Origin of the sequence: Paenibacillus gorillae (genome assembly GCF_000513275.1) — a bacterium.
Classification (GTDB): domain Bacteria; phylum Bacillota; class Bacilli; order Paenibacillales; family Paenibacillaceae; genus Pristimantibacillus; species Pristimantibacillus gorillae.
Map to the genome: position 1 here is coordinate 1 of NZ_CBVJ010000150.1, position 22036 is coordinate 22036.

A 22036-nucleotide genomic window follows, 5' to 3' on the forward strand; every position below is an offset into this window, starting at 1 on the left:
CAGGAACCTGCAGTTTGACCATCTTGATGACCTTTTTTGCCATGACTTTTACACCTCCTTACTAGTAATTCCGTAGAACTGAACATTTCCTGCGAAACCGTCTCTTAAACTTTTTCCACTTGCGTGTAATCGAGTTCAAGCGGGGTTTCCCTGCCAAACATGTTAACATGCACCTTCAGCTTCGCCTTGTCGAGAAGAATTTCTTCTACTGTGCCGACAAAATCTGCGAAAGGACCTACTTTGACGCGTACGGTTTCTTTCAGCTCGAACTCGATCTTCGGCTTCGGCTCTTCCATACCCATATGCTTGAGAATTTGTTCCACTTCATCAGGCATGAGCGGAGTCGGCTTCGAACCCGATCCAGTCGATCCTACGAATCCCGTAACGCCCGGCGTATTACGAACAACGTACCAGGAATCATCCGTTTGAACCATTTCCACCAGAACATATCCGGGATAGACTTTACGCTGAACGGTCTTTTTCTTACCGTCCTTCTCTACCACTTCATCTTCCATAGGAACGAGCACGCGGAAGATTTTGTCTTCCATGCCCATCGATTCAAGGCGGCGTTCCAAATTGGCTTTCACCTTGTTCTCATAACCGGCGTAAGTGTGTACGACGTACCATCTTTTTTCCATTCCAATCCACCTTTGGACCCTTCTTAAACAATCAGTTCAATTATCGACGAGATCCCGATGTCAAGAAGCCAAAAGTAAATCGTCACAGCCGTGATCGTCAGAAGTACAACGATCGAATAGCTTGTCAACTCTTTACGGTTTGGCCAGCGAACCTTCTTCAGTTCTGCCCAGCTGTCGGCAAAGAAACTAAACGTTGTTCCAAAGCTTTGCTTTAGTTTAGCCAAAAATGCCACGTTCACACCTCCATAGACTATCTCGTCTCGCGATGAGGAGTCTGCTCGTTACAGAACTTGCAAAACTTCTTCAACTCGATGCGGTCGGGGTGATTGCGTTTGTTCTTGCTGCTCGCATAGTTTCTCTGTTTGCAGTTTGTGCATGCCAACGTGATAATTACCCGCATTGAAGTACACCTCCCGAACTGCTACTAAATGCTTTAGTGATGAGATAGTAGCCTACCCCTCACGAGAATGCGGCCCCAACACGAAAAAAAACCTCACATTTAGGCCTACCTAAAACACTTTATCACACGGCATATTTGATGTCAACGATTAGATAGCTTCCCCATAGGGTTCAGATAATGGAAAAAGGCTTGCTTCGGGATCTCGCTCGTCCTATCAGTATAGTCCATATTATCCCTTTTAAAACCGAAAATAGCTGTCCCTCCGAATCGGTCATTGCCCGAATGGATAGACAGCCTACTCTCAAAAACTTATATAAGAATGCCGTTGCTCTAACTGCTCAGATCCCTAACTTCCAAATAACGTTCAAGCTTGCGTTTCACCCGCTGCAACGCATTGTCAATTGACTTCACATGCCTGTCCAAATCTACGGCGATTTCCTGATAGGACCTTCCGTCCAAATAGAGCATAAGCACCTTGCGCTCAAGATCGCTCAAGATTTCGGACATCTTGTCTTCCAGACCGATAAACTCTTCTTGGTTGATTATCAATTCTTCCGGGTCGGACACTCTTGTCCCGCATATGACATCGAGCAGCGTACGGTCAGAGTCTTCGTCATAAATCGGCTTGTCGAGCGAGACGTACGAGTTGAGCGGGATATGCTTTTGCCGTGTAGCGGTCTTGATCGCCGTAATGATCTGCCGCGTAATACACAGTTCAGCAAAGGCCTTGAAGCTCGCGAGCTTGTCTCCCTTGAAATCACGAATAGACTTGTACAGTCCGATCATGCCTTCCTGCACAATATCTTCCCGATCCGCACCAATTAGAAAATAGGAACGCGCCTTGGCACGCACAAAGTTCTTGTATTTGTTGATCAAATATTCAAGAGCCAGGCTGTCGCCATTGCGGACCGCTTCGACGATGTCCTCATCTGTACTGCAGTCATATTCGAGCGTACTCCATTCTTTGAGGTCGATGCTCACGAACTATCCCTCCGGCCTGCAAGGCGTACACCGCTAGATTCATAGAAAAGCTGTACTTCCTACCATAATAAACATAGAGCCAGTATACATTATGTAACCTTACACCGTCAACAAATTTGCCCTTTAGGCATTGTTGAGTTTCTTGCAAAACTGTAACTTTGTTACAAAATGACCGGAACAGCGGAGCGAGCCTATTTCTCCCCGCGCCGCAGCCGCTCCAGCTTGCTCCTGACCTCAAGGCTCAGTATACCGTCAAGCGAGTTCCGCTTGCCCGGCTTCTCCTCGCGGAGCGTGTGCTCGATCTGCTTGCGGCTCTGCTGCACATCGATAAGAAGCTCGCGGGCGGACAGCCGCAACGCTCCCTTGCCGAAAGCGACATGCTGCTCGACAAGATCGGAGGTAGCGACGAATACGTTGCGGCGCTTCGAATAGAGCGCCACAACGAGACGCTCGATACACTCATCTGCCGTTTCCTTCTCCTTGGTGTAAACGATGTCCAGCTTATGATGCTTATAAGTAGCACCAAGTCCGGGAACCTGATGCGCGTCAAAAATAACATAGATCTTCAATCCTGAAAAGCCCTGGTAATCGGCCAGCAGCGTCAGCAGCTTGTCCCGGGCTTCCTCCAGGTTTATCTCTTTCAATCGCTCCAGCACGGGCCATGCGCCGATAATATTGTAACCGTCCACCAGCAAAATATCGTCGGGCCGGCTCATCCGCTACAGGCTCCGGCGCTGCCGGACCACTTCATACATCAATACACCGGCAGCAACCGAAGCATTCAGCGAGTTCAATTGTCCAAGCATCGGAAGCTTCACTAGAAAATCGCATTTTTCTTTAATGAGACGGCCAATGCCTTTGCCTTCATTGCCAATTACGATAGCAAGAGGCAGATCAAACTTCGTCTTGTACACGTCTTGCGGCGCGCTGAGGTCCGTTCCGGCGATCCATACGCCTTCTTCCTTCAAGCGGTCGATCGTTTGTGCCAAATTGGTTACCCGCGCGACAGGAACATGCTCAGCGGCGCCAGCCGACGTCTTCAGTACAGTAGCCGTCAGCCCTGCTGCGCGACGCTTCGGAATGATAACGCCATGCACACCTGTGCACTCTGCAGTACGCAGAATGGAACCCAGATTATGCGGGTCCTCAATCTCATCCAGCAGCAAAATAAACGGCGTTTCGCCGAGGCTGCGCGCCCGCTCCAGCAAATCTTCAATTTCAACATAGGCAAACGCCGCGGCTTGCGCGACTACGCCCTGATGCTGGACACCTTCCACCATACTGTCAAGCTTGCGCTTGTCCACAAATTGAATGACGATGCCATTCTTCTTCGCTTCCGCCGTAATCGGCTGGGTCAAGCTTTTCTGAGCGCCCTCGGCAATCCATATTTTATTGATCTCCCGACCGGAGCGCAGCGCTTCCATCACGGGATGCTTGCCTGCGATCAGTTCTTCTTGGTTGTATGCTTCAGCCATGCTAATCCCTCCTAATCCAATGCTTTTGCCGCGTCCACCGGAGCGATCGCGACCTCGAACAGCTCCTGCAAGCGAGCTGTCCGTCCTTCATAATACAAATAGCCGACCAGACATTCCAGCGCCGTCGCCTGACGATAGTCGGCAGGGTCTGCGTTCTTCGGAGGCGCCCCCGATTTCGCATTCCGGCCGCGCCGCACAATGTCGGCTTCTTCCTCTGTAAGCAGAGGCTGCCAGCGTTCCAGCAGCTTCCGCTGCGCCTTGGCGGAAACCATGCTCGTCGCTTCGCGGTGCAGATGATGCGGTTTATGGTTCGGCAGCGACACAAGATATTGCCGGACCATAAGCTCAAATACGCCGTCGCCGACATACGCGAGCACAACCGGATTAATCAATTGCGGCTTTTTGGACGGCGAGTGGAACAGAAGCGAGGACCGGCCCCGCTCCAATTCGTCTGCAGTTTGGCCCGCTCCGCTATTATCGTCGTTCAACATTAACATTCCTCCATTCAGCCCTCCGCTCGCCCGCTTACAGCCGGCGCCAGCGGATCCCTTGTGGAGTATCTTCCAGCGCGATGCCTTTCGCGGTTAACAGGTCGCGAATCTCATCGGCTCTCGCCCAGTTTTTCGATTTGCGTGCTTCTGTACGATCTACGATCAATTGCTCGATCTCCGTGTCCAGAAGCCCATCCTCAGCCGCTTGCTGCGGCAGCAAGCCCAGTACGGCATCCATTTGCTCCAGCGTCTTCAGCAGCGCTGCCAGCCCCTCTGCGGACGCGTCCGCACGGTTCATGTATTGGTTAGCCTCCGTGACCAGCTCGAATACAGCCGTAATTGCATCAGGTGTGCTGAAGTCGTCGCCCATCTTCGTTTCGAACTGCTCGCGGATCGCCGCCAGCTTGCCGTCCAATTCGGAAGGCGCAGCTTCGGCCGCTTCTGCACCTAGTGCGGACAAGCGATGCTTCAGATTCGAGGCGCAGTTCACGATACGCTCTACGCTTTTCTCCGCTTGCTCAATTGTGTCGTCGCTGAAATTCAACGGGCTCCGGTAATGTGTCGCCAGCATGAAATAGCGAATTGCATTAGGCTTCACCCGCTTCACGAGCTCGTGAACCGCAATGCCGTTGCCCAGCGACTTGGACATTTTCTCATTATTGATATGAACATAGCCGTTATGCATCCAGTAGTTGGACAACGGATGGCCTGTCAGTGCTTCCGACTGCGCCACTTCGCATTCATGATGCGGGAATTGCAGGTCATGGCCGCCGCCGTGGATGTCCAGCGTGTTCCCGAGGTATGTACGGGCCATCGCCGAGCATTCGATATGCCAGCCTGGACGTCCCGCTCCCCAAGGGCTCTCCCAGTTAATCTCACCCGGCTTCGCGCCTTTCCACAATACGAAGTCCTGCGGATTTTCCTTACGGTCGCCGATTTCAATCCGGATGCCGAACTGCAGCTCCTCCAGATTCTGATGCGACAGCTTGCCGTAATCCTCGAACTTGGAGGTGCGGAAATAGACGTCACCCTCGCTCGTATAGGCATAGCCCTTGTCGACCAGCTCTTGAATAAATGCGATGATTTCCGGGATATGCTGTGTTACCCGCGGATTCATCGAAGCCTTGTGCACGCCAAGCGATTCCAAGTCCTCGTTAAATGCGTTAATAAACTTCTCCGCAACTTCCGGTACAGTAGAGCCAAGCTGCTCCGCTTTGCGGATCAGCTTATCATCCACGTCCGTGAAGTTCACGATGTAGTTGACCTCATAGCCTGCATACTCCAGGTAGCGGCGAACGACGTCAAAAAAGATAACCGGACGCGCATTGCCGATATGGATATAATCGTACACGGTCGGACCGCATACATACATTTTCACCTTACCCGGCTCTTGCGATACGAACGCTTCCTTGGAACGGGTCAGCGTATTGTAAATATGAACTGTCATTTTCTCAAATCTCCTCCAGCAACGGGCTCCCTAAGCTTCTCCAGCTCGGATTTCAGGCCGTCGATTTCCTTCTGCATTTCACGGAACATCTCGATGACAGGATCGGGCAGCTGCTTATGATCCAGCCGGTCCCCGACACGCTCTCCGTTCCGTTTCACGACGCGGCCGGGATTGCCGACAACGGTGCTGTTGTCCGGCACCTCGCGAAGCACGACCGCGTTTGAACCTATATTTGAATTATCGCCTACCGTAAACGAACCTAATACTTTCGCGCCTGATCCAATAACGACGCTATTGCCGATTGTAGGGTGCCGCTTGCCTTTCTCTTTGCCTGTACCGCCAAGCGTAACACCCTGATAGATGACGACATCGTCGCCAATCTCACAGGTTTCCCCGATTACGACCCCCATGCCATGATCGATGAACAGCCGGCTGCCAATTGTTGCACCGGGATGAATCTCAATGCCCGTCATAAAACGGCTGAACTGCGATATGATACGCGCCACCGTATACCATTTGTTCCGATAAAACGAATGGGCAATACGATGCGCCCAAATCGCATGCAAGCCGGAGTAGGTGAAAATTACCTCGAAGCGGCTTCGCGCCGCCGGATCATTCTCGAATACCGCATTTATGTCTGAATGAAAATGGCGAAACATCCCTCTCTACCTCCCCCAGCCCTCACAACACGCTCTAGCGCTTTGCGAACCATAACAGCATCGAACGGCGGACATATAAAAAAGCCTCTGCAGCATCGTTGCCGATGCTGCAGAGGCGTGCATATCGCGTACGCGGTTCCACTCTGCTTGGACTCGTACCGTGTTCCCGCTTCCCGTGAATTTCACCGCCCAGAGGGCCCAAAATTGACGAAAGAAGCCACAGCCGGCTGTCCGTCTTAGAGCCCTTAACGCAGGCTTACGTTGCTGCCTACCCCGCTTCCCCTCCATCCTGAGATGGCTGGCAACCGGATCGGAACAAAGCTCCCAGGTGCATATTTCCGCTTGGGGACTAGACAACTCACAGCCTGCAATACGCCCTGCCGGAACGAACCGGCAACGGGTCGCATTGACCGTTGTCCTCTCTGCAAATCCTGCCTTGCGTACTTCTCCTGTTCATCGCTTATCGTTTCATCGAATTGTTATGGTAGTACCAGTATACTCAATCGTCAAAAAAGTGACAAGGAAATTTGTACAGCTGCTATTAACGCGCCAGACGGCCTTGCAGTCTGCCTATCACTTTATCTTTGCCCAGCAGGACGATTGATTGGTTCAAGTCAGGACCATGCGTCTGCCCGGTAATCGCCGCACGGATCGGCATAAAGAGCTGCTTGCCCTTGAAGCCCGTCTCCTTCTGAACGGCCTTGATCATCTCTTTCACGCCGTCAGCATCAAACGTCTTCTCTCCGGCTTCCACCTGAGCGAGGAAAGCGGCTAGCACAGTCACAACCTGCTCCTCAGCCAGTACAACCGAAGCTTCCTCCTCGTCCTCTACCGTTTCACGGAAGAACAGCTCAGTAAGCGGTACGATCTCCGAAGCGTAGCGAATCTTGTCCTGATACAGCGCTACAAGCGCATTTATCCACTCGCGGCCTTCTGCATTCAGCTCGGCTTCTACGCGGCCGGCCTTTTGCAAATGCGGGAGACAAAGGTCAACGAGACGCGGCAGCTCGGTTTTTTTCACATATTCATTGTTCATCCACGTCAGCTTGTTCGTATCGAATACAGCGGGGCTCTTGCTGAGACGTTCAGCGTTGAAGACCTCAACCAGCTGCTCGCGGGTAAAGATCTCCTGCTCGCCCTCCGGAGACCAGCCGAGCAAAGCGATAAAGTTGAACAGTGCCTCCGGCAAATAGCCTAGGCCATCATATTGCTCGATGAACTGAATGATTGATTCATCCCGCTTACTGAGCTTTTTGCGGCTCTCATTGACGATAAGCGTCATATGGCCAAATCGCGGCGCCTCCCAGCCAAGCGCTTCATAGATCATTAATTGACGCGGTGTATTGGAAATGTGGTCTTCGCCGCGAAGCACATGGCTGATGCGCATCAAATAATCATCAAGCACAACAGCGAAGTTGTAGGTCGGGATACCGTCCTTCTTCACGATGACGAAATCGCCCATCTCAGCAGTATCGAAGCTGATCGTGCCTTTGACCATATCGTCAAAAGCAAATGTACGGTTCTCCGGTACACGGAAACGGATGCTTGCTACCCGGCCTTCTGCTTCGAACGCCTGGCGCTGCTCCTCAGTCAGATCACGGTGGCGTCCCGAATAACGCGGTGTCTCGCCGCGGCTGGTCTGCTCCTCGCGCTCCTGCTCCAGTTCTGCTTCCGTGCAATAGCAGCGGTAAGCCAGACCGCGGTCAAGCAGGTCCTGCCAATGTTCTTTATAGATATCCAGTCGCTCAGTCTGACGGTAAGGCCCATAGCCGCCGCCGATATCGACGCTCTCATCCCAATCCATGCCGAGCCATTTCAAATAAGTAAGCTGGCTTTCTTCCCCACCCGCTACATTTCGTTTCACATCAGTATCTTCGATACGAATGATAAACTTGCCGCCTTGACTGCGTGCGAATAAATAATTGAATAATGCCGTTCTGGCGTTGCCGATATGTAAATGGCCCGTCGGTGAAGGCGCATACCGTACGCGGACTTCCTGTGTCATGTGAAAAACCCCTCTCTTGAACTACGCTGCTCTATTGTAACAGAAAACTGATGAGATGATTGAATTCGCCCATCTCGCCCATCTGCTCCGTTTTAAGCTTTAATCAGACAAACGACCGATTGGGCGGCAATGCCCTCGCCCCGGCCGGTGAAGCCGAGCTGCTCTGTCGTTGTCGCTTTAACATTAATCTGCGAAATGTCGGCTTCCAGCGCGCGTGCAATAATTTCCGCCATCTGCGGAATGTACGGCGCCATTTTCGGCTTTTGTGCGATGATGGTGGAATCTGCGTTGCCCAGCTTATAGCCGCGCTCCTTCGCCAGCTCCCATACGCGCTCCAGCAGCTTCAAGCTGTCTGCATCCTTGAATGCCTCGTCCGTATCCGGAAAATGCTTGCCGATGTCACCAAGGCCCAGTGCCCCCAGCACCGCGTCAGTAATCGCATGAAGCAGTACGTCTGCATCGGAGTGTCCCAGCAGCCCCTTCTCGTATGGAATCGTAACGCCGCCAATGATACACGGCCGTCCTTCCGTCAATTGATGCACGTCAAAGCCTTGTCCTACTCGAATCATCGTTAATTTCCCCTCTCCCGCTTCTCTAGCAAAAACTCCGCCCAAGGCAAATCCTCAGGCGTCGTAATTTTAATATTCGTATAATCGCCCTCTGCGATTGTAACGGCAGCGCCCGTCCACTCAACGACCATCGCGTCATCGGTGCCCAAGTACCCTTCGGCTTGCGCACGCTCATGCGCGGCAACGAGCAATTCACGACGAAAAGCTTGCGGCGTTTGAATCGCCCACAAGCTTCGGCGGTCAGGCGTGGAGACGATCAATCCCGTCTCATCCACCTGCTTAATCGTGTCCTTCACCGGTACGGCGAGTACCGCCGCTCCAACTCGCTCCGCTGCAGAACAGCATGAGCGAACCGCTTCTGGTGTCACAAGCGGCCGAACGCCGTCATGCACCATGACCCATTCCGCAGCGGGCGACAACGCCGCAATACCGGCATAGACCGAGTGCTGCCGTTCACCGCCGCCGGAGACGACTGCCGAGACCTTGTCCAGCCCATGCTCGCTAACGAGCCGGCTGCAACGCTCTACATCATCTCCGCCAACAACCAGCGCAATCTCCGCAATCTCATTCATTGACTGAAACAGCTCCAGCGTATGAATAAGTATCGGCTTGCCGCGCAGCGGCAAATATTGTTTGCTCTCTGCCGTCCCCATACGCGAACCTCGTCCGGCCGCGACGACGACGACTCCCCACTTGTTCATGCTTCCTACTCTCCCTATATAGCGACAAACTGATTACTACTACTATACAGGGTTAGAGAGCTTTTTCCAACAGCTTCGGCTTGGCGAAAATCATTCGGCCGGCGGAAGTCTGGAGCACGCTGGTAACCAGAACCTCCATCGTTGTACCGATATAGTCGCGTCCGCCTTCGACCACGATCATCGTTCCGTCATCCAAATAAGCGACGCCTTGCCCGTGCTCCTTGCCGTCCTTAATAACTTGTACGATAATTTCTTCTCCTGGAAGCACGACTGGCTTAACTGCATTCGCCAGATCGTTAATATTGAGTACCGACACGCCTTGCAGCTCGCATACTTTGTTCAGGTTGAAATCATTCGTCACGACTTTGCCGTGCAGCGCTTTCGCCAGCTTTACCAATTTGCTGTCCACCTCGCTTATTTCTTCAAAATCCCCTTCATAGATCAGAACCCGAACATCAAGCTCCTTCTGGATTTTGTTCAAAATATCAAGTCCGCGCCGTCCGCGGTTGCGCTTAAGCAGATCGGAAGAATCCGCAATATGCTGCAGCTCCTCCAGCACGAATTCTGGAATAACGAGCGTGCCTTCAATAAAACCCGTTTTGCAAATATCGGCGATGCGCCCGTCGATGATGACGCTCGTGTCCAATATTTTATGTTCCTCGAAGCCGCTAGTCTCATCCGGTGCGGAAGCCGCTTTGCGCTGCTCCAGCACGGCTGCTGCCGCTGCCGCCAGCTCCTCTTTCTTATGCCATGCGATGCGAAGCCCCAAGTAGCCAAAGCAAAGCGACATCGCCGCCGGCAGCAGTATGCCTGGACCTCCAAGATCCGATACCGCCGGGTACAGCAGTACCGAGAGCAATAGACCGGCAAGCAAACCGCCCGCTCCCGCGAACAAATCCGAAACTGGCAGAGCTGCCGTCTTCTCGGCTCCATTTTGCAGCAGCCGGATCAGCTTGCCCGCAACCATGGTAGCGATAATAAGACCTGCAATGGCTCCTAACGCGACATTCATGTAATAAGAGCTTGAACGCTGCAGCATGCCGAAGGAAGGCTCCGACCAGAGCGCCGTTCCATTTGTCCAGCTATGTACTTCGCTTCCGGCCATTGCGCCAAACAGCACGCCGATAATTTGAATTATTTTTTTGACCATCATTCCCACCTCCATTACAATTATGTTCCAATTTTGGACACCCTAACCGTCATGGTGAATGATTTTTAATTTTGAAAAGATCACTGGCTAGGCTTATAATGGAAATAGTGATAACTTCTGTAGAAGCTGATGAAAGAGGTGGAACTGATGAGCGCTCCAACATTGGATCAATTTCAGCAACAAGTATCGGAATTACTGCTGCGGCATCGCAGCCTGCTAGACGTCATGTCCAAATTCGGCCAGTCCGGCGCATCTGTCAATCGTGCAGTATCGAAAGCGGTTACCGATTGCGGCTGCATCGAATTAAACGCCCGCAAGCAGCAGTACTCAGACGAGCTTAACCTCGAAAATGCCAAATCGACGCTTCAAAGCCATCTTTCCGGACAAGTATGCGAGAATTGCCGCGACGCCCTTAAGAATGATCTTGGGCGCAACTTGTTCTATATGACCGCCATGTGCAATCTGCTGGACATTGAGCTTAGTGAAGTCATTGCTGACGAATACGACAAATGCTCCACGCTTGGACTGTTTAATCTCACTTGAATATAGCAAAAAAACAGCGTTCTCCTTCAACAGAGGAGAACGCTGTTTTCATTTCAAATTCTATGCCTGCTCCGTCGTCTCTGCCTTTACAGACGCAGTTGCGGAAGTCGTTGCAGACGAAGCTGTGGACGCAGACGTTGCAGTTGAAGACATCTCTGTTTGCGCTTCTGCTTCAAGCAGCCGCTCGCGCTTTTGGCGCATTTTTTTGCGAATGAACAAAAAGATGACGATAAGCGGAACACCAATTGCGAAAATATATAAGGACACATCCTTTACCATCCCTTCGGCAGAGCGTCCGTAAAAATAGAACAGAGCACCTACCGCATAAAACTTAACCGCTCTTCCGATCGCGGCATATAACATCAAACGCCATAACGGAAATTTGAGCGAGCCGGAAAGAATCGTGAAAACTTTAAAGGGAATAGGTGTAAAGGAACCGATCATAATGGCAGCCTCACCATTTTTCTGAAACAAGGCGGTCGCTTTGTCAACCCACTCTTTTTTCAGAATTTTGTACAGAACCGTAGCGCCCAGCGACCTTCCGATATAATAGCCGATAGGGGAACCAAGCAAACAGGCAACAAAACCCGCAGTTGCAAGCCAAAGGGCATTAGAAGGATCAACTAGACTGAGAGGAATTTGCAGGAATAACGCTGGTACCGGGAATATGATAGCATCGATAAAGGAGTGGATAAATAGGCCAAGCGCGCCGAATTCCATTAAATAATCTATAAAGTCTTGAATCATATAAGGCCTCTCTTCTGCTTGACGAGAACAAATTCTCTCGAACATCGGTATGCGTACAACATACAGTATACGACATTACCAGTACGAAGTTTCACTTTTTTTATTGGAAAGAAAGCTTCATTCGTCAATATGCCGAAGTTCCTAGCTTTTGAACAAGAAAAAAGCTGCTTGAAAGTCGGGTTGCCGACCTTCAAAACAGCTTTGCTTCTTTCTATCCTTACTATGCCGACGTATCGGACTGTACAGGCTCTTCCGTCCCGATTGTTTCGGGATGGCGTTTGCGATGCCGACGCTTCAATCGTCGATCAACGCTTTTTTTTTAACCCGTACAGCGCATATAACAGCAACGGCAGAAAAAGAATTTTCGATAACTGGTGCGGCAGCAGTATACCTAACACGACAGCAATAGCTACAACGACAGGAATCACCCAGATCGCGCCGCGCGGAATACCTAATTTTTTTGAAGTTCGGATACTTAACGGTACTCACCATTAACAAGGAAAGCACAAGTGTGCTTGCCAGCAAAATCGTGACCGATATATCGTTCCTGAATAAAGCCATCGTCGCCAGTACGCCTCCAGCAGCCGGAATCGGCAAGCCGATAAAATAGCCGGGGGCACAAGAAACGACATTAAACCTTGCAAGCCGCAAAGCTCCGCAAATGGGGAACAAAGCGGTAATGATCCATGCTACCGTCGGATTCAGATTCTGAAACGCGACAACATACATTATAAAAGCCGGCGCTACGCCGAACGAAATCACATCAGATAACGAATCGAGCTCTTTGCCGAATTCGCTTTGTACATTCAATGCCCGAGCTACGCGGCCATCCACACCGTCCAACAGCATGGCGATAATGACCATCATGGCGGCATGTTCAGGCTTTTCGTTAAACACAAGAATAATGGCGACTATTCCGAGGAATAAGTTCCCCACCGTGAGAAGGCTCGGTATCGACTTTGTAATCATCTGTTCCACCTCTTCTCTACTATGCCCTAAAACCAACTACAGATGTATCGTCTATGTGACTTCAAGCACAAACAGATCGACACGCATTCTATCCATTGTATGAGATTTAAATTTGTCTGTCAATGAACATCTGCTCTTGAATCCGCTTCAGACCGTCTTTAATCGCTCTCGCCCGAACCTCGCCAATGCCGTCGACTTCGTCCAATTCCTCAATTGTAGCCATTAGAACATGCGGCAGACGGCCGAAACGCTCAATCAGATTATTCATAATCATGAGCGGCAGGCGCGGGATGCGATTAAGCAGCCTGAACCCGCGCGGAGACACGGCTTCCTCCACCATGGACCCTGCGTTCGGGTAGCCAAGGAGGCGAATAATCGGCTGAGCATCCAGAAGTTCATCGGAGCTGAGCTTCTTCAACGCGATGCGCAGCTCACGGATTTTGTCGTCGGCATGATCCTTCGCATAATCCTTAAGCAAGTACCAGGCCTCTTCATCGACGCCGTCCACCAGCTCTTCCAGCTGCATTGCAATCAAACGTCCTTCGACGCCAAGCTCGGTTACATAACGCTTGATTTCCATCTTGACGCGCAGAACCATCTCAACGCGCTGGACGACATGCGCAACCTCTTGAAGTGTCACCAGTTCTTCGAATTCAAGCGCAGATAAATTCGTCAGCGATTGATTAAGCACTGCCCGGTACTTCTCCAGCGTCTGAATCGCTTGGTTCGCCTTCGTCAGAATGACGCCCATCTCCTTAAGGGAGTAGCGCAGATTGCCTTGGTACAGCGTAATGATGTTGCGGCGCTGCGAGATCGAGACGACCAGCTTGCCGGTCTGCTTCGCAACCCGCTCCGCTGTCCGATGCCGAATGCCGGTCTCCGTCGAAGGGATGGAGCTGTTCGGGATCAGCTGCGTGTTGGCATACAAAATGCGGCGCATATCTTCGCTTAAAATGATCGCCCCGTCCATTTTTGCAAGCTCATATAAGTAGTTTGGCGAAAAATCGCAATTGATGGAAAAGCCGCCGTCCACGACTTCCATGACTTCCGGGCTATAGCCGACAACGAGCAGCGCGCCGGTTTTTGCCCGCAGTACATTTTCCAGCCCTTCGCGGAACGGGGTGCCGGGTGCGACTAACTGCAACAGCTGATTCATTATGTCTTGCTGACTTGGTTCTTTCATCGTATGCCCCCTATCCAAGTGCTGCCTTAAGTGCTTCCGATACGGTATTAACTCCAATAATCTCGATGCCCTCTGGCGCCTTCCACCCTTTCAGGCTTTTCTCCGGCATAATAACCCGCTTGAAACCGAGCTTCTCCGCTTCCTTCACCCGCTGCTCTGCCCGTGATACGGCCCGAACTTCTCCAGTCAAGCCTACTTCGCCGAAAATAACGTCAAAGGGCTTCGTAGGCGCATCACGGAAGCTGGAGGCCAGCGACACAGCCGCTGCCAAATCGACAGCCGGCTCATCGAGCTTGACGCCGCCCGCTACGTTCAAATACGCATCCTGCGTCTGAAGGAACATGCCGATACGCTTTTCCAGCACGGCGATAATAAGCGCCATCCGGTTATGATCGATGCCCGTAGACATACGGCGGGGTGAAGGGAAGTTCGTCGTCGCTACGAGTGCTTGCAGCTCGACGAGCACTGGCCGCGTTCCCTCCATACTGGCGACTACAGTTGAACCGGATACGCCAAGCGGACGCTCGGATAGAAACAGCTCCGACGGATTGGCTACCTCACGCAGCCCTTCCTCGCCCATTTCGAATATTCCGATTTCATTCGTTGAGCCGAACCGGTTTTTCACCGCCCTCAGCAGCCGGTAGGTATGATGCCGCTCGCCTTCGAAATAGAGCACGCAATCGACCATATGCTCCAGCAAGCGGGGACCGGCAATCGCGCCTTCCTTCGTAACGTGCCCGACAAGCACCGTTGCGATGCCTTTGATCTTGGCTACGCGCATAAAGTGCGCTGTACATTCCCTTACCTGTGCCACGCTGCCCGGCGCCGATTGTACGTTCGGATCATACACCGTCTGAATGGAGTCGATGACGAGAAAATCAGGTGCGATCGTTTCGATGGCATCGTTAATATGGTCCATATTCGTTTCGCACAGCACATAGAGCATTTCCGTCAACGCGCCGAGGCGATCCGCCCGCAACCTTGTCTGGCGAACCGATTCCTCTCCGGAAATATAAAGCACCTTCAGACCCTTAACCGCCATAGCATGCGAGGTTTGCAGCAGCAGCGTCGATTTGCCAATGCCGGGATCACCGCCCACCAATATAAGCGAGCCTGGAACGACGCCTCCGCCCAGTACACGGTTCAACTCCTGCATCCTTGTTTCAATACGCGGTTCTTGCCCGCTTTCTATATGTATGATGGATTGCGCCTTTTCTTTCGTATGAACCATCCGAAGACCAACACCCTGCGTCTTCACAACGGTCTCCTTCTCTTCGACCATTGTATTCCACGCGTGGCAGCCTGGGCATTTGCCCAGCCATTTCGGCGATTCTGTGCCGCAATCCGTACATACGAACTTCGATTTTATTTTTGCCATGACAGGCTCCTTTTAACATACGCTTTCATTCAAAGTTTACCATTTAATCCCGAGCGTATAAACCCCTGTGCTTATGAAAAAAAATGCGCCCCTTCCTTTTCGGGAAGAAGCGCATTGTGTTCAAGCTATTATTTGGCTGCCGTTTCCTCGGAAACGGCTTCCTGCTCGACATCAGCCGACTTCGTAACGGTTAAAGCACCGTCCTTCTCGTCGATGGTAAATGTGTCGCCTTTGCTGATTTTGCCCATCAGCAGATCTTCGGACAAGCGGTCCTCGATATGCTTCTGAATCGCACGGCGCAGCGGACGCGCACCGTATTGCGGATCGAAGCCTTCCTTTGCGAGGAATGCTTTGGCAGCATCGGTGAGGACGAAGTCCACCTCTTGCTCACGCAGACGCTTGCGAAGATCATCGGACATGAGCGTTACGATCTGAGCGATGTGCTCTTGCTCCAGCGAGTGGAACACGATCGTCTCGTCGATCCGGTTCAGGAACTCCGGACGGAAGCTTTTCTTCAGCTCACCCATTACTTTATCTTTCATTTGTGCAAAGTCGCGACCGGCATCATGTACGGCTGTGAAGCCAAGCGACGAATTGCGTTTGATTTGATCGGCGCCAACGTTCGACGTCATGATGATTAGCGTATTGCGGAAGTCAACCACCCGGCCTTTGGAATCGGTCAGGCGTCCATCCTCCAGCACTTGCAGCAGGATGTTGAACACTTCCGGATGCGCCTTCTCGATCTCATCGAGCAGAACTACGGAGTATGGCTTGCGGCGAACCTTCTCGGTCAATTGGCCGCCTTCTTCGTAGCCGACATAGCCCGGAGGCGCGCCGACGAGGCGGGAAGTCGAATGCTTCTCCATGTACTCCGACATATCAATACGGATGACTGCGTTCTCGTCCCCGAACATCGCTTCCGCAAGGGCGCGCGCCAGCTCCGTTTTACCAACACCAGTTGGACCCAAGAAGATGAAGGAGCCCATCGGACGTTTCGGATCCTTCAGGCCAGCACGGGCTCGGCGGATCGCTCTCGATACCGCTTTAACCGCTTCGTCCTGACCGATAACACGGTCATGAAGAAGAGCTTCCATATTGAGCAGACGCTGGGTTTCTTCCTCTGCGAGCTTGCTGACCGGAATACCCGTCCAGCTTGCCACAACTTGTGCGATATCTTCAGGCGTAACCTCGGAATCAGTACGGCCTTGTTTTTCTTTCCATTGGTTTTTCGTCACGTCCAGCTCTTCGCGAATCTTCTGCTCCGTATCCCGCAGGGCTGCTGCCTTTTCGAACTCTTGGCTTTGTACCGCTGCGTCCTTCTCCTTGCGGATATCTTCGAGACGGTTTTCCAGCTGCTTCAAATTCGGCGGTACCGTGTACGAGTTCAACCGGACTTTGGAGCCTGCCTCATCAATAAGGTCGATCGCTTTATCCGGCAGGAACCGGTCGGTAATGTAGCGATCCGACAGTTTGACTGCTTGAATGATCGCTTCGTCTGTAATTTTAACCCGGTGATGCGCTTCGTAACGATCACGCAGTCCCATCAGAATTTGAACCGCTTCTTCTGGCGACGGCTGATCCACTGTAATCGGTTGGAAGCGGCGCTCCAGCGCTGCATCCTTCTCGATATATTTGCGGTACTCATCCAGCGTCGTTGCGCCAATGCATTGCAGCTCTCCGCGTGCTAGAGCCGGTTTCAAAATATTGGAGGCGTCAATCGCGCCTTCGGCGCCGCCTGCTCCGATGAGCGTATGCAGCTCGTCAATGAAGAGAATGATGTTACCGGCTTGCCGGATTTCATCCATAATTTTTTTGAGCCGGTCCTCGAATTCGCCGCGGTATTTCGTACCTGCAACAACAGAGCCCATATCGAGCGTCATAACGCGTTTGTCGCGCAGCGTCTCGGGAATTTCATTGGCGATGATTTTTTGCGCCAAGCCTTCCGCGATCGCCGTCTTACCTACACCCGGCTCGCCGATGAGTACCGGATTGTTTTTCGTCCGGCGGCTGAGCACTTGAATAACGCGCTCGATTTCCTTGCTGCGGCCGATAACAGGGTCCAAGTTGCCTTCTTTCGCATAAGCCGTCAGATCGCGCGCCAGACCATCCAGCGTTGGCGTGCTGACATTAGAAGGGGCACCGTGATTGCTGGATACCGCTTCGCTGCTTCCAAGAAGCTGAAGCACTTGCTGGCGGGCTTTGTTCAGGCTGATGCCCAGATTGTTAAGCACCCGCGCCGCTACGCCTTCGCCTTCTCGGATGAGGCCGAGAAGAATATGCTCAGTGCCGACGTAAGTATGGCCAAGCTTTCTCGCTTCATCCATCGACAGCTCAATTACTTTTTTCGCACGAGGCGTGTAAGCGATATTCGTCGGCTGCTCTTGACCGCGGCCGATTAACGCTTCTACCTCATCCTGTATTTTTTCAAGTCCAAGTCCAAGGCCGATCAGAGCTTTCGCTGCAATGCCTTCGCCTTCTCTAATCAGACCAAGCAAAATATGTTCTGTACCAATATTGTTGTGTCCAAGACGAACCGCTTCCTCCTGTGCCAATGCCAGCACCTTTTGCGCCCGCTCCGTAAATCGTCCAAACATCATATTCACGCACCCCCATGCTCGGTTTGACTCCGCAATTGCTTACGGATTAATTCAGCCCGCCTATAGTCCCGCTGTTCAGCGCTCATTTTCTCATTGAACGCCTGCTGCAGGAAGCCCGGCTGAGTCATTACAATTAATTCATTCATGATTTGCGGCGAGACATCATCCAGCAATCCCAGATCGACTCCGAGCCTAACGTCCGACAACCGCTGCGCTGACTCCTTAGAGTCAATGACAGCTGCGTAAGACAGAATACCGTAAGAACGCTTGACGCGATCTTCGATTCGCAATCGCGATTCCGACATTAGTCTTGAACGGGCCGCCTTCTCGTGTTCGATGATCTGCTTGGCTACGCCATGCAAATTATCGATGATCTCCGTCTCGGATTGCCCCAGCGTAATTTGATTCGAAATTTGAAACAAATTGCCGAGTGCCTCGCTGCCTTCCCCATACAGCCCTCTTACAGCCAAACCGACTTGCGTTACCGCGGATAAAATTCGATTGATCTGCTGCGTCAGCACGAGTGCTGGCAAATGCATCATGACCGAAGCCCTTATTCCAGTTCCGACATTGGTCGGACAACTTGTTAAATAGCCTTTCTTTTCATCAAAAGCATAATCCGTTTCATCTTCGAAGACGTCATCGATCCGATTCGCATGCGTCCAAGCTTCTTTAATTTGAAATCCTGGATATAGACATTGAATGCGAAGATGATCCTCTTCGTTAATCATAATGCTCACGGATTCATTGTCGCTTAAAATAACCGCTCCGCCCCGCGATTCATTCGCCAGGTTCGGACTGATCAAATGCTTCTCAACCAGCACTCGCCTCTCCAGTTCGTTAAGTTCGGACAGTACGATCGTCTCGAACTTGCCGATTGGCTTCAGTTTGCCTGAATTCTCAACTTCCGTCAGCTGCTCCATCACTTCAACCAATTGATCGTTGGTTGCGAGCATCGGAAACGGCTTGTGACTCAAATTGCGGGCGATGCGGATTCGGCTGCTTATGACGATATCGGATTCGGGGCCGTCCCCTTTCATCCAATCGCTAACCGCCTGTTGTGAGAAACGACGTTTCGTCAAGAGGAACCCTCCTTCATGCGGCCTTGCCCTAATGCTTGCTTGATGATTTATTGTTTTGTTGCTTAGATGGCTAGAGGTCTACTATTTTACGCTCAAGCTCGCGAATGCGATCACGAAGCTCAGCTGCACTTTCAAATTCTTCACGTTCTATATGGCCCTGCATTTCTCCTCGCAGCTGTTCGATTTCACGTTTGTACTGAATTTGGCTGCCAGTACGCCTCGGTATTTTACCGCTGTGCACCGTATTGCCATGTACTCGTTTAAGGAGCGGATCGAGCCTGTCGGCAAAATGCCGATAGCACGAGCTGCACCCAAATCTTCCGAGCTTGCTGAACTGCGTATACGTTAAGCCGCATTCTTCGCATCGCAGCGCTTGCTGCTGTTTCAAGCTTGCACTGCTTGCTGAGCCGGAGGGATCGAAGTCAAGCAGTCCCGATAGCAGGTTATGAATCGAGAATCCATTCACCGCTCCGGGGATACTGTCTCCTCTTTCTCTGGCACATGCTTCGCAAATGTGAAATTCAGTTTTCTCACCGTTAACGATCTTCGTAAAATGAAGCGTTGCCGGCCTATTGCCGCATTCTTGGCAAATCAAGCCGAAATCCCTCCTCTCCTATCACAACAAACGCCATTTCATGTGCGTGATGTGAAAGCATCAACAGCGCACTGTCCGTCTTATGACGGTCCAGATTACCGTTGTAGCTTCGAAATAAAAGCAATGCGTTTCGGCTTTGCTTTTACGGCGCGTTACTTGACGAGAAGCGATATCAGCATGGCCCGCAGCAAGCGTGCCCTGATTTCGTCCCGCAACGGCAGCTTCACAGCGATTGTCTCGCGATCCACTGCTGCGCGGAGCAGATTGCCTTCCCGCTTTGTAATGAGACCTGCTTCTTCAAGCTGATAAATCAATCCTTCTGCCGCACTCTGCTCGACGCAATCGCCAATCGTATCATGGATATGGAATTGAATCGTCTTGAGCGCCGGAAGGTCAACCCGTTGTATCCGGATATAACCGCCGCCTCCCCGTTTGCTTTCAACCATGTAGCCTTTCTCCAGCGTAAACCGGGTACTGATTACATAATTGATCTGAGAAGGTACACAGGAGAATCGGTCTGCCAGCTCGTTGCGTTGGATCTCGACAGCGCCCTCTGGACTATCCTGCAGCATATGCTTCAAATATTGCTCGATGAGATCGGAAATGTTACGCAAATCACCAACCTCCCAGTAATGCTTTGGAGCCTTTAAGAGCAATGCTTTTAAAGGGCTCCGACTGACTTTGACTTTCTTTGACTTTAACTTTATTATACGCAAAAAAAGTCAAAGGTCAAGTGATGGATTTGCAATTTTCTGACGATTATCAGCTGCGTAGCCAAAACGCCCGTAATACCTATCTTGATGCGCTTTACAGTTATTTATACCCCAAATCGGAATGGATGACACGGATAGGTTATCTGCGAGGTTCTAATGCGGGATAACAAAATTTCATAAGGTGTGTTCCCTTGGAATAAATGTGGGGTTAAAGAGAAGACAAAATAGCGGCTATAGATGAAGGTTTATTTTATTATTGCGAAAACTGGGTAATATAGACGATTTGATTATCGCTTATCGTGCAGAACTGTTCACTCCAGAATAAATTTTGAACAGCCTCGTGCAGATTAATCGCTGTCCCGCTAGATTACACCAGATAAAGCTGTAACTTTCAGCTCCAGATGCTGCACATTGTTATAAACAAACTGTGGATCATGTGGAGAAAATAAGGGATAAGCCTGTCCTTAAAGTTATGCACATGTGATTAACGAAATGACGCATTCCATCAACATTAACCCTGTTTCAATTATTCACTGTGCATAATTGAATGACGCAAGTTATGCAAGGTGCATTGTGGGATATGTGCACAAGATGTGTGTACGATTAAGGAAGGCGTACGCAGAGAGGTGCATGATGTCGATATTGGTGAGGGGGGGGAGACACTGGGGTACGGCCTGCAACTGTCAGATGTGGAGTGAGTGAGGAAGCCGAGAGCCTTATAGGGGCAAAATGCTCGTGTTGCAGGAGCACCTGGGATGCAAGAGAACTGCATTTTGTAACACAGTACGTGTCAAAGCAGCAGGGGTTGTGCAAATGCGGCTCCAATTACATGCAGACGCTTGTATAGTACAAATTTTCATTATATGTAATGCTGCAACTTATACAGCTGCGTAAGCGTATTTACCCAATACAGTTTGTGGGCAACACTATTGTATCTAAACGCAGCTTTAGATGATTTAAGAATGCCTTGTTCTGCCACTCTAGCTGCGTACGTGGGCTAGAACCATTGTAGCTGTGTGGATAATTTATATGAGTACTCCCCTAAGAGTATGTAACGATTGACAGAGTCTGCTATACAAGTGCGTTTGCAGTTACAGAGGCTGTTATGCTTACTTATTCACATGGTCATATGTTTTTACACTTAGGATTCTTCAACTTACGCACAAATCTAAATACGTGCTCAACCATAGGCACATACTCATGCACATTTTATCCTCTGCCTCTGTATAACATTTTAACATATATACTTCAACTAGCTGACTACGCCGTCCAGATTTTCAAATCAGCCAGCAATTAACACCACTCTGCAAGTGGAAATTATTATGTAGCCCCGCACCTTCAAAAACCATTAAAAATTTACTCCTGCTCTTGATCCGGCTCGTTCAAAATGTAAACATACATTTTGTTTTGCCCGCAAAGGCAATATTTGCTCGTCAAAATGCAAAAATGCAGTTTGTTAGATCCAATTCGGCTTTTTTCAGCTGATTTGGCCATTTTCAAATGCACTTTTACATTTTGAAGCTAGATTATGCTATTTTTAGAGAACTCAAACTGCACTTTTGCATTTTGAGCCGGCAGATACCAGATAAGAACACCAATTAGTTTGGGCTGCTGAATATAAAGGAGTTCATATTGAACTTCACACATTTATGCGAGGTAGCAGCGAAAGGTTCTGGCACAACAAAAAACCTGCCGCAATCATGCGGCAGGCCT

General features: G+C 50.9%; 21 protein-coding genes and 1 pseudogene. 1 reads left to right on the forward strand and 21 read right to left on the reverse strand.

The genetic code is table 11. From position 1 onward, the window contains the following. Positions 1-104 precede the first annotated feature (104 nt). The 13 genes from nusG to TY10_RS28270 form a co-directional block, all read right to left on the reverse strand. Positions 105-638, reverse strand: a complete 534-nt coding sequence (nusG, locus tag TY10_RS28215) for a transcription termination/antitermination protein NusG (RefSeq protein ID WP_042171477.1) — start codon at positions 636-638, stop codon at positions 105-107. 23 nt (positions 639-661) lie between these two features. After that, a complete protein-coding gene (gene secE / locus TY10_RS28220; RefSeq protein ID WP_042171479.1) occupies positions 662-871 on the reverse strand; it encodes a preprotein translocase subunit SecE in 210 nt (69 codons plus the stop codon). Between the two features lie 17 nt (positions 872-888). Further along, positions 889-1038, reverse strand: a complete 150-nt coding sequence (gene rpmG / locus TY10_RS30105; RefSeq protein WP_015847242.1) for a 50S ribosomal protein L33 — start codon at positions 1036-1038, stop codon at positions 889-891. Between the two features lie 330 nt (positions 1039-1368). Beyond that, positions 1369-2019 (reverse strand): RNA polymerase sporulation sigma factor SigH, encoded by a 651-nt coding sequence (gene sigH / locus TY10_RS28225; protein ID WP_042171481.1) that lies wholly within the window; start codon positions 2017-2019, stop codon positions 1369-1371. A gap of 191 nt (positions 2020-2210) precedes the next feature. Beyond that, complete coding sequence (locus TY10_RS28230) at positions 2211-2735, reverse strand: NYN domain-containing protein (RefSeq protein WP_042171483.1); 525 nt, start codon at positions 2733-2735, stop codon at positions 2211-2213. Positions 2736-2738: 3 nt separating this feature from the next. Then, the gene (rlmB, locus tag TY10_RS28235) at positions 2739-3494 is read right to left on the reverse strand and encodes a 23S rRNA (guanosine(2251)-2'-O)-methyltransferase RlmB (protein ID WP_042171486.1); all 756 of its coding nucleotides are present in this window, start codon (positions 3492-3494) and stop codon (positions 2739-2741) included. A gap of 11 nt (positions 3495-3505) precedes the next feature. Further along, positions 3506-3985, reverse strand: coding sequence for a Mini-ribonuclease 3 (locus tag TY10_RS28240; RefSeq protein WP_081735534.1), 480 nt, complete (start codon positions 3983-3985; stop codon positions 3506-3508). Positions 3986-4019: 34 nt separating this feature from the next. Beyond that, positions 4020-5432 carry a cysteine--tRNA ligase gene (cysS, locus tag TY10_RS28245; RefSeq protein WP_042171488.1) on the reverse strand — a complete coding sequence of 471 codons (1413 nt, stop codon included), beginning with the start codon at positions 5430-5432 and terminating at the stop codon, positions 4020-4022. Continuing rightward, positions 5429-6091 carry a serine O-acetyltransferase gene (gene cysE / locus TY10_RS28250; RefSeq protein ID WP_042171490.1) on the reverse strand — a complete coding sequence of 221 codons (663 nt, stop codon included), beginning with the start codon at positions 6089-6091 and terminating at the stop codon, positions 5429-5431. The genes cysS and cysE overlap by 4 nt, the downstream gene beginning before the upstream one ends. Positions 6092-6632: 541 nt before the next feature. After that, the gene (gene gltX, locus TY10_RS28255; protein ID WP_042171492.1) at positions 6633-8096 is read right to left on the reverse strand and encodes a glutamate--tRNA ligase; all 1464 of its coding nucleotides are present in this window, start codon (positions 8094-8096) and stop codon (positions 6633-6635) included. Between the two features lie 92 nt (positions 8097-8188). After that, positions 8189-8665, reverse strand: coding sequence for a 2-C-methyl-D-erythritol 2,4-cyclodiphosphate synthase (ispF, locus tag TY10_RS28260; RefSeq protein WP_042171494.1), 477 nt, complete (start codon positions 8663-8665; stop codon positions 8189-8191). Positions 8666-8667: 2 nt separating this feature from the next. After that, the gene (gene ispD, locus TY10_RS28265) at positions 8668-9366 is read right to left on the reverse strand and encodes a 2-C-methyl-D-erythritol 4-phosphate cytidylyltransferase (RefSeq protein ID WP_042171496.1); all 699 of its coding nucleotides are present in this window, start codon (positions 9364-9366) and stop codon (positions 8668-8670) included. Positions 9367-9418: 52 nt separating this feature from the next. Then, a complete protein-coding gene (locus tag TY10_RS28270) occupies positions 9419-10516 on the reverse strand; it encodes a PIN/TRAM domain-containing protein (protein WP_155986078.1) in 1098 nt (365 codons plus the stop codon). Positions 10517-10663: 147 nt separating this feature from the next. Here TY10_RS28270 and TY10_RS28275 point away from each other — a divergent pair, with 147 nt between their 5' ends. After that, on the forward strand, positions 10664-11059 hold the full coding sequence (locus TY10_RS28275; RefSeq protein ID WP_042171500.1) for a nucleoside triphosphate pyrophosphohydrolase family protein: 396 nt from the start codon (positions 10664-10666) through the stop codon (positions 11057-11059). A 60-nt stretch (positions 11060-11119) separates the two neighbouring features. Here the strand turns inward: TY10_RS28275 and TY10_RS28280 are convergent, their stop codons facing one another. The 8 genes and pseudogenes from TY10_RS28280 to TY10_RS28315 all read right to left on the reverse strand — a co-directional run bounded on the left by TY10_RS28280 (position 11120) and on the right by TY10_RS28315 (position 20224). Next, positions 11120-11806, reverse strand: a complete 687-nt coding sequence (locus TY10_RS28280; protein ID WP_042171511.1) for a YqaA family protein — start codon at positions 11804-11806, stop codon at positions 11120-11122. Positions 11807-12026: 220 nt separating this feature from the next. Continuing rightward, positions 12027-12775: pseudogene (gene pssA / locus TY10_RS28285) on the reverse strand (CDP-diacylglycerol--serine O-phosphatidyltransferase). Between the two features lie 106 nt (positions 12776-12881). After that, complete coding sequence (disA, locus tag TY10_RS28290) at positions 12882-13958, reverse strand: DNA integrity scanning diadenylate cyclase DisA (RefSeq protein ID WP_042171512.1); 1077 nt, start codon at positions 13956-13958, stop codon at positions 12882-12884. A 10-nt stretch (positions 13959-13968) separates the two neighbouring features. Then, positions 13969-15336 (reverse strand): DNA repair protein RadA, encoded by a 1368-nt coding sequence (radA, locus tag TY10_RS28295; protein WP_042171514.1) that lies wholly within the window; start codon positions 15334-15336, stop codon positions 13969-13971. A gap of 128 nt (positions 15337-15464) precedes the next feature. Then, positions 15465-17933, reverse strand: coding sequence for an ATP-dependent protease ATP-binding subunit ClpC (clpC, locus tag TY10_RS28300; RefSeq protein WP_042171515.1), 2469 nt, complete (start codon positions 17931-17933; stop codon positions 15465-15467). Positions 17934-17935: 2 nt separating this feature from the next. After that, positions 17936-19015, reverse strand: a complete 1080-nt coding sequence (locus tag TY10_RS28305) for a protein-arginine kinase McsB (protein WP_081735535.1) — start codon at positions 19013-19015, stop codon at positions 17936-17938. A 70-nt stretch (positions 19016-19085) separates the two neighbouring features. Next, positions 19086-19610, reverse strand: coding sequence for a protein-arginine kinase activator protein McsA (locus TY10_RS28310; RefSeq protein ID WP_042171517.1), 525 nt, complete (start codon positions 19608-19610; stop codon positions 19086-19088). A gap of 152 nt (positions 19611-19762) precedes the next feature. Beyond that, positions 19763-20224 carry a CtsR family transcriptional regulator gene (locus tag TY10_RS28315; RefSeq protein WP_042171519.1) on the reverse strand — a complete coding sequence of 154 codons (462 nt, stop codon included), beginning with the start codon at positions 20222-20224 and terminating at the stop codon, positions 19763-19765. Between the last annotated feature and the right edge of the window lie 1812 nt (positions 20225-22036).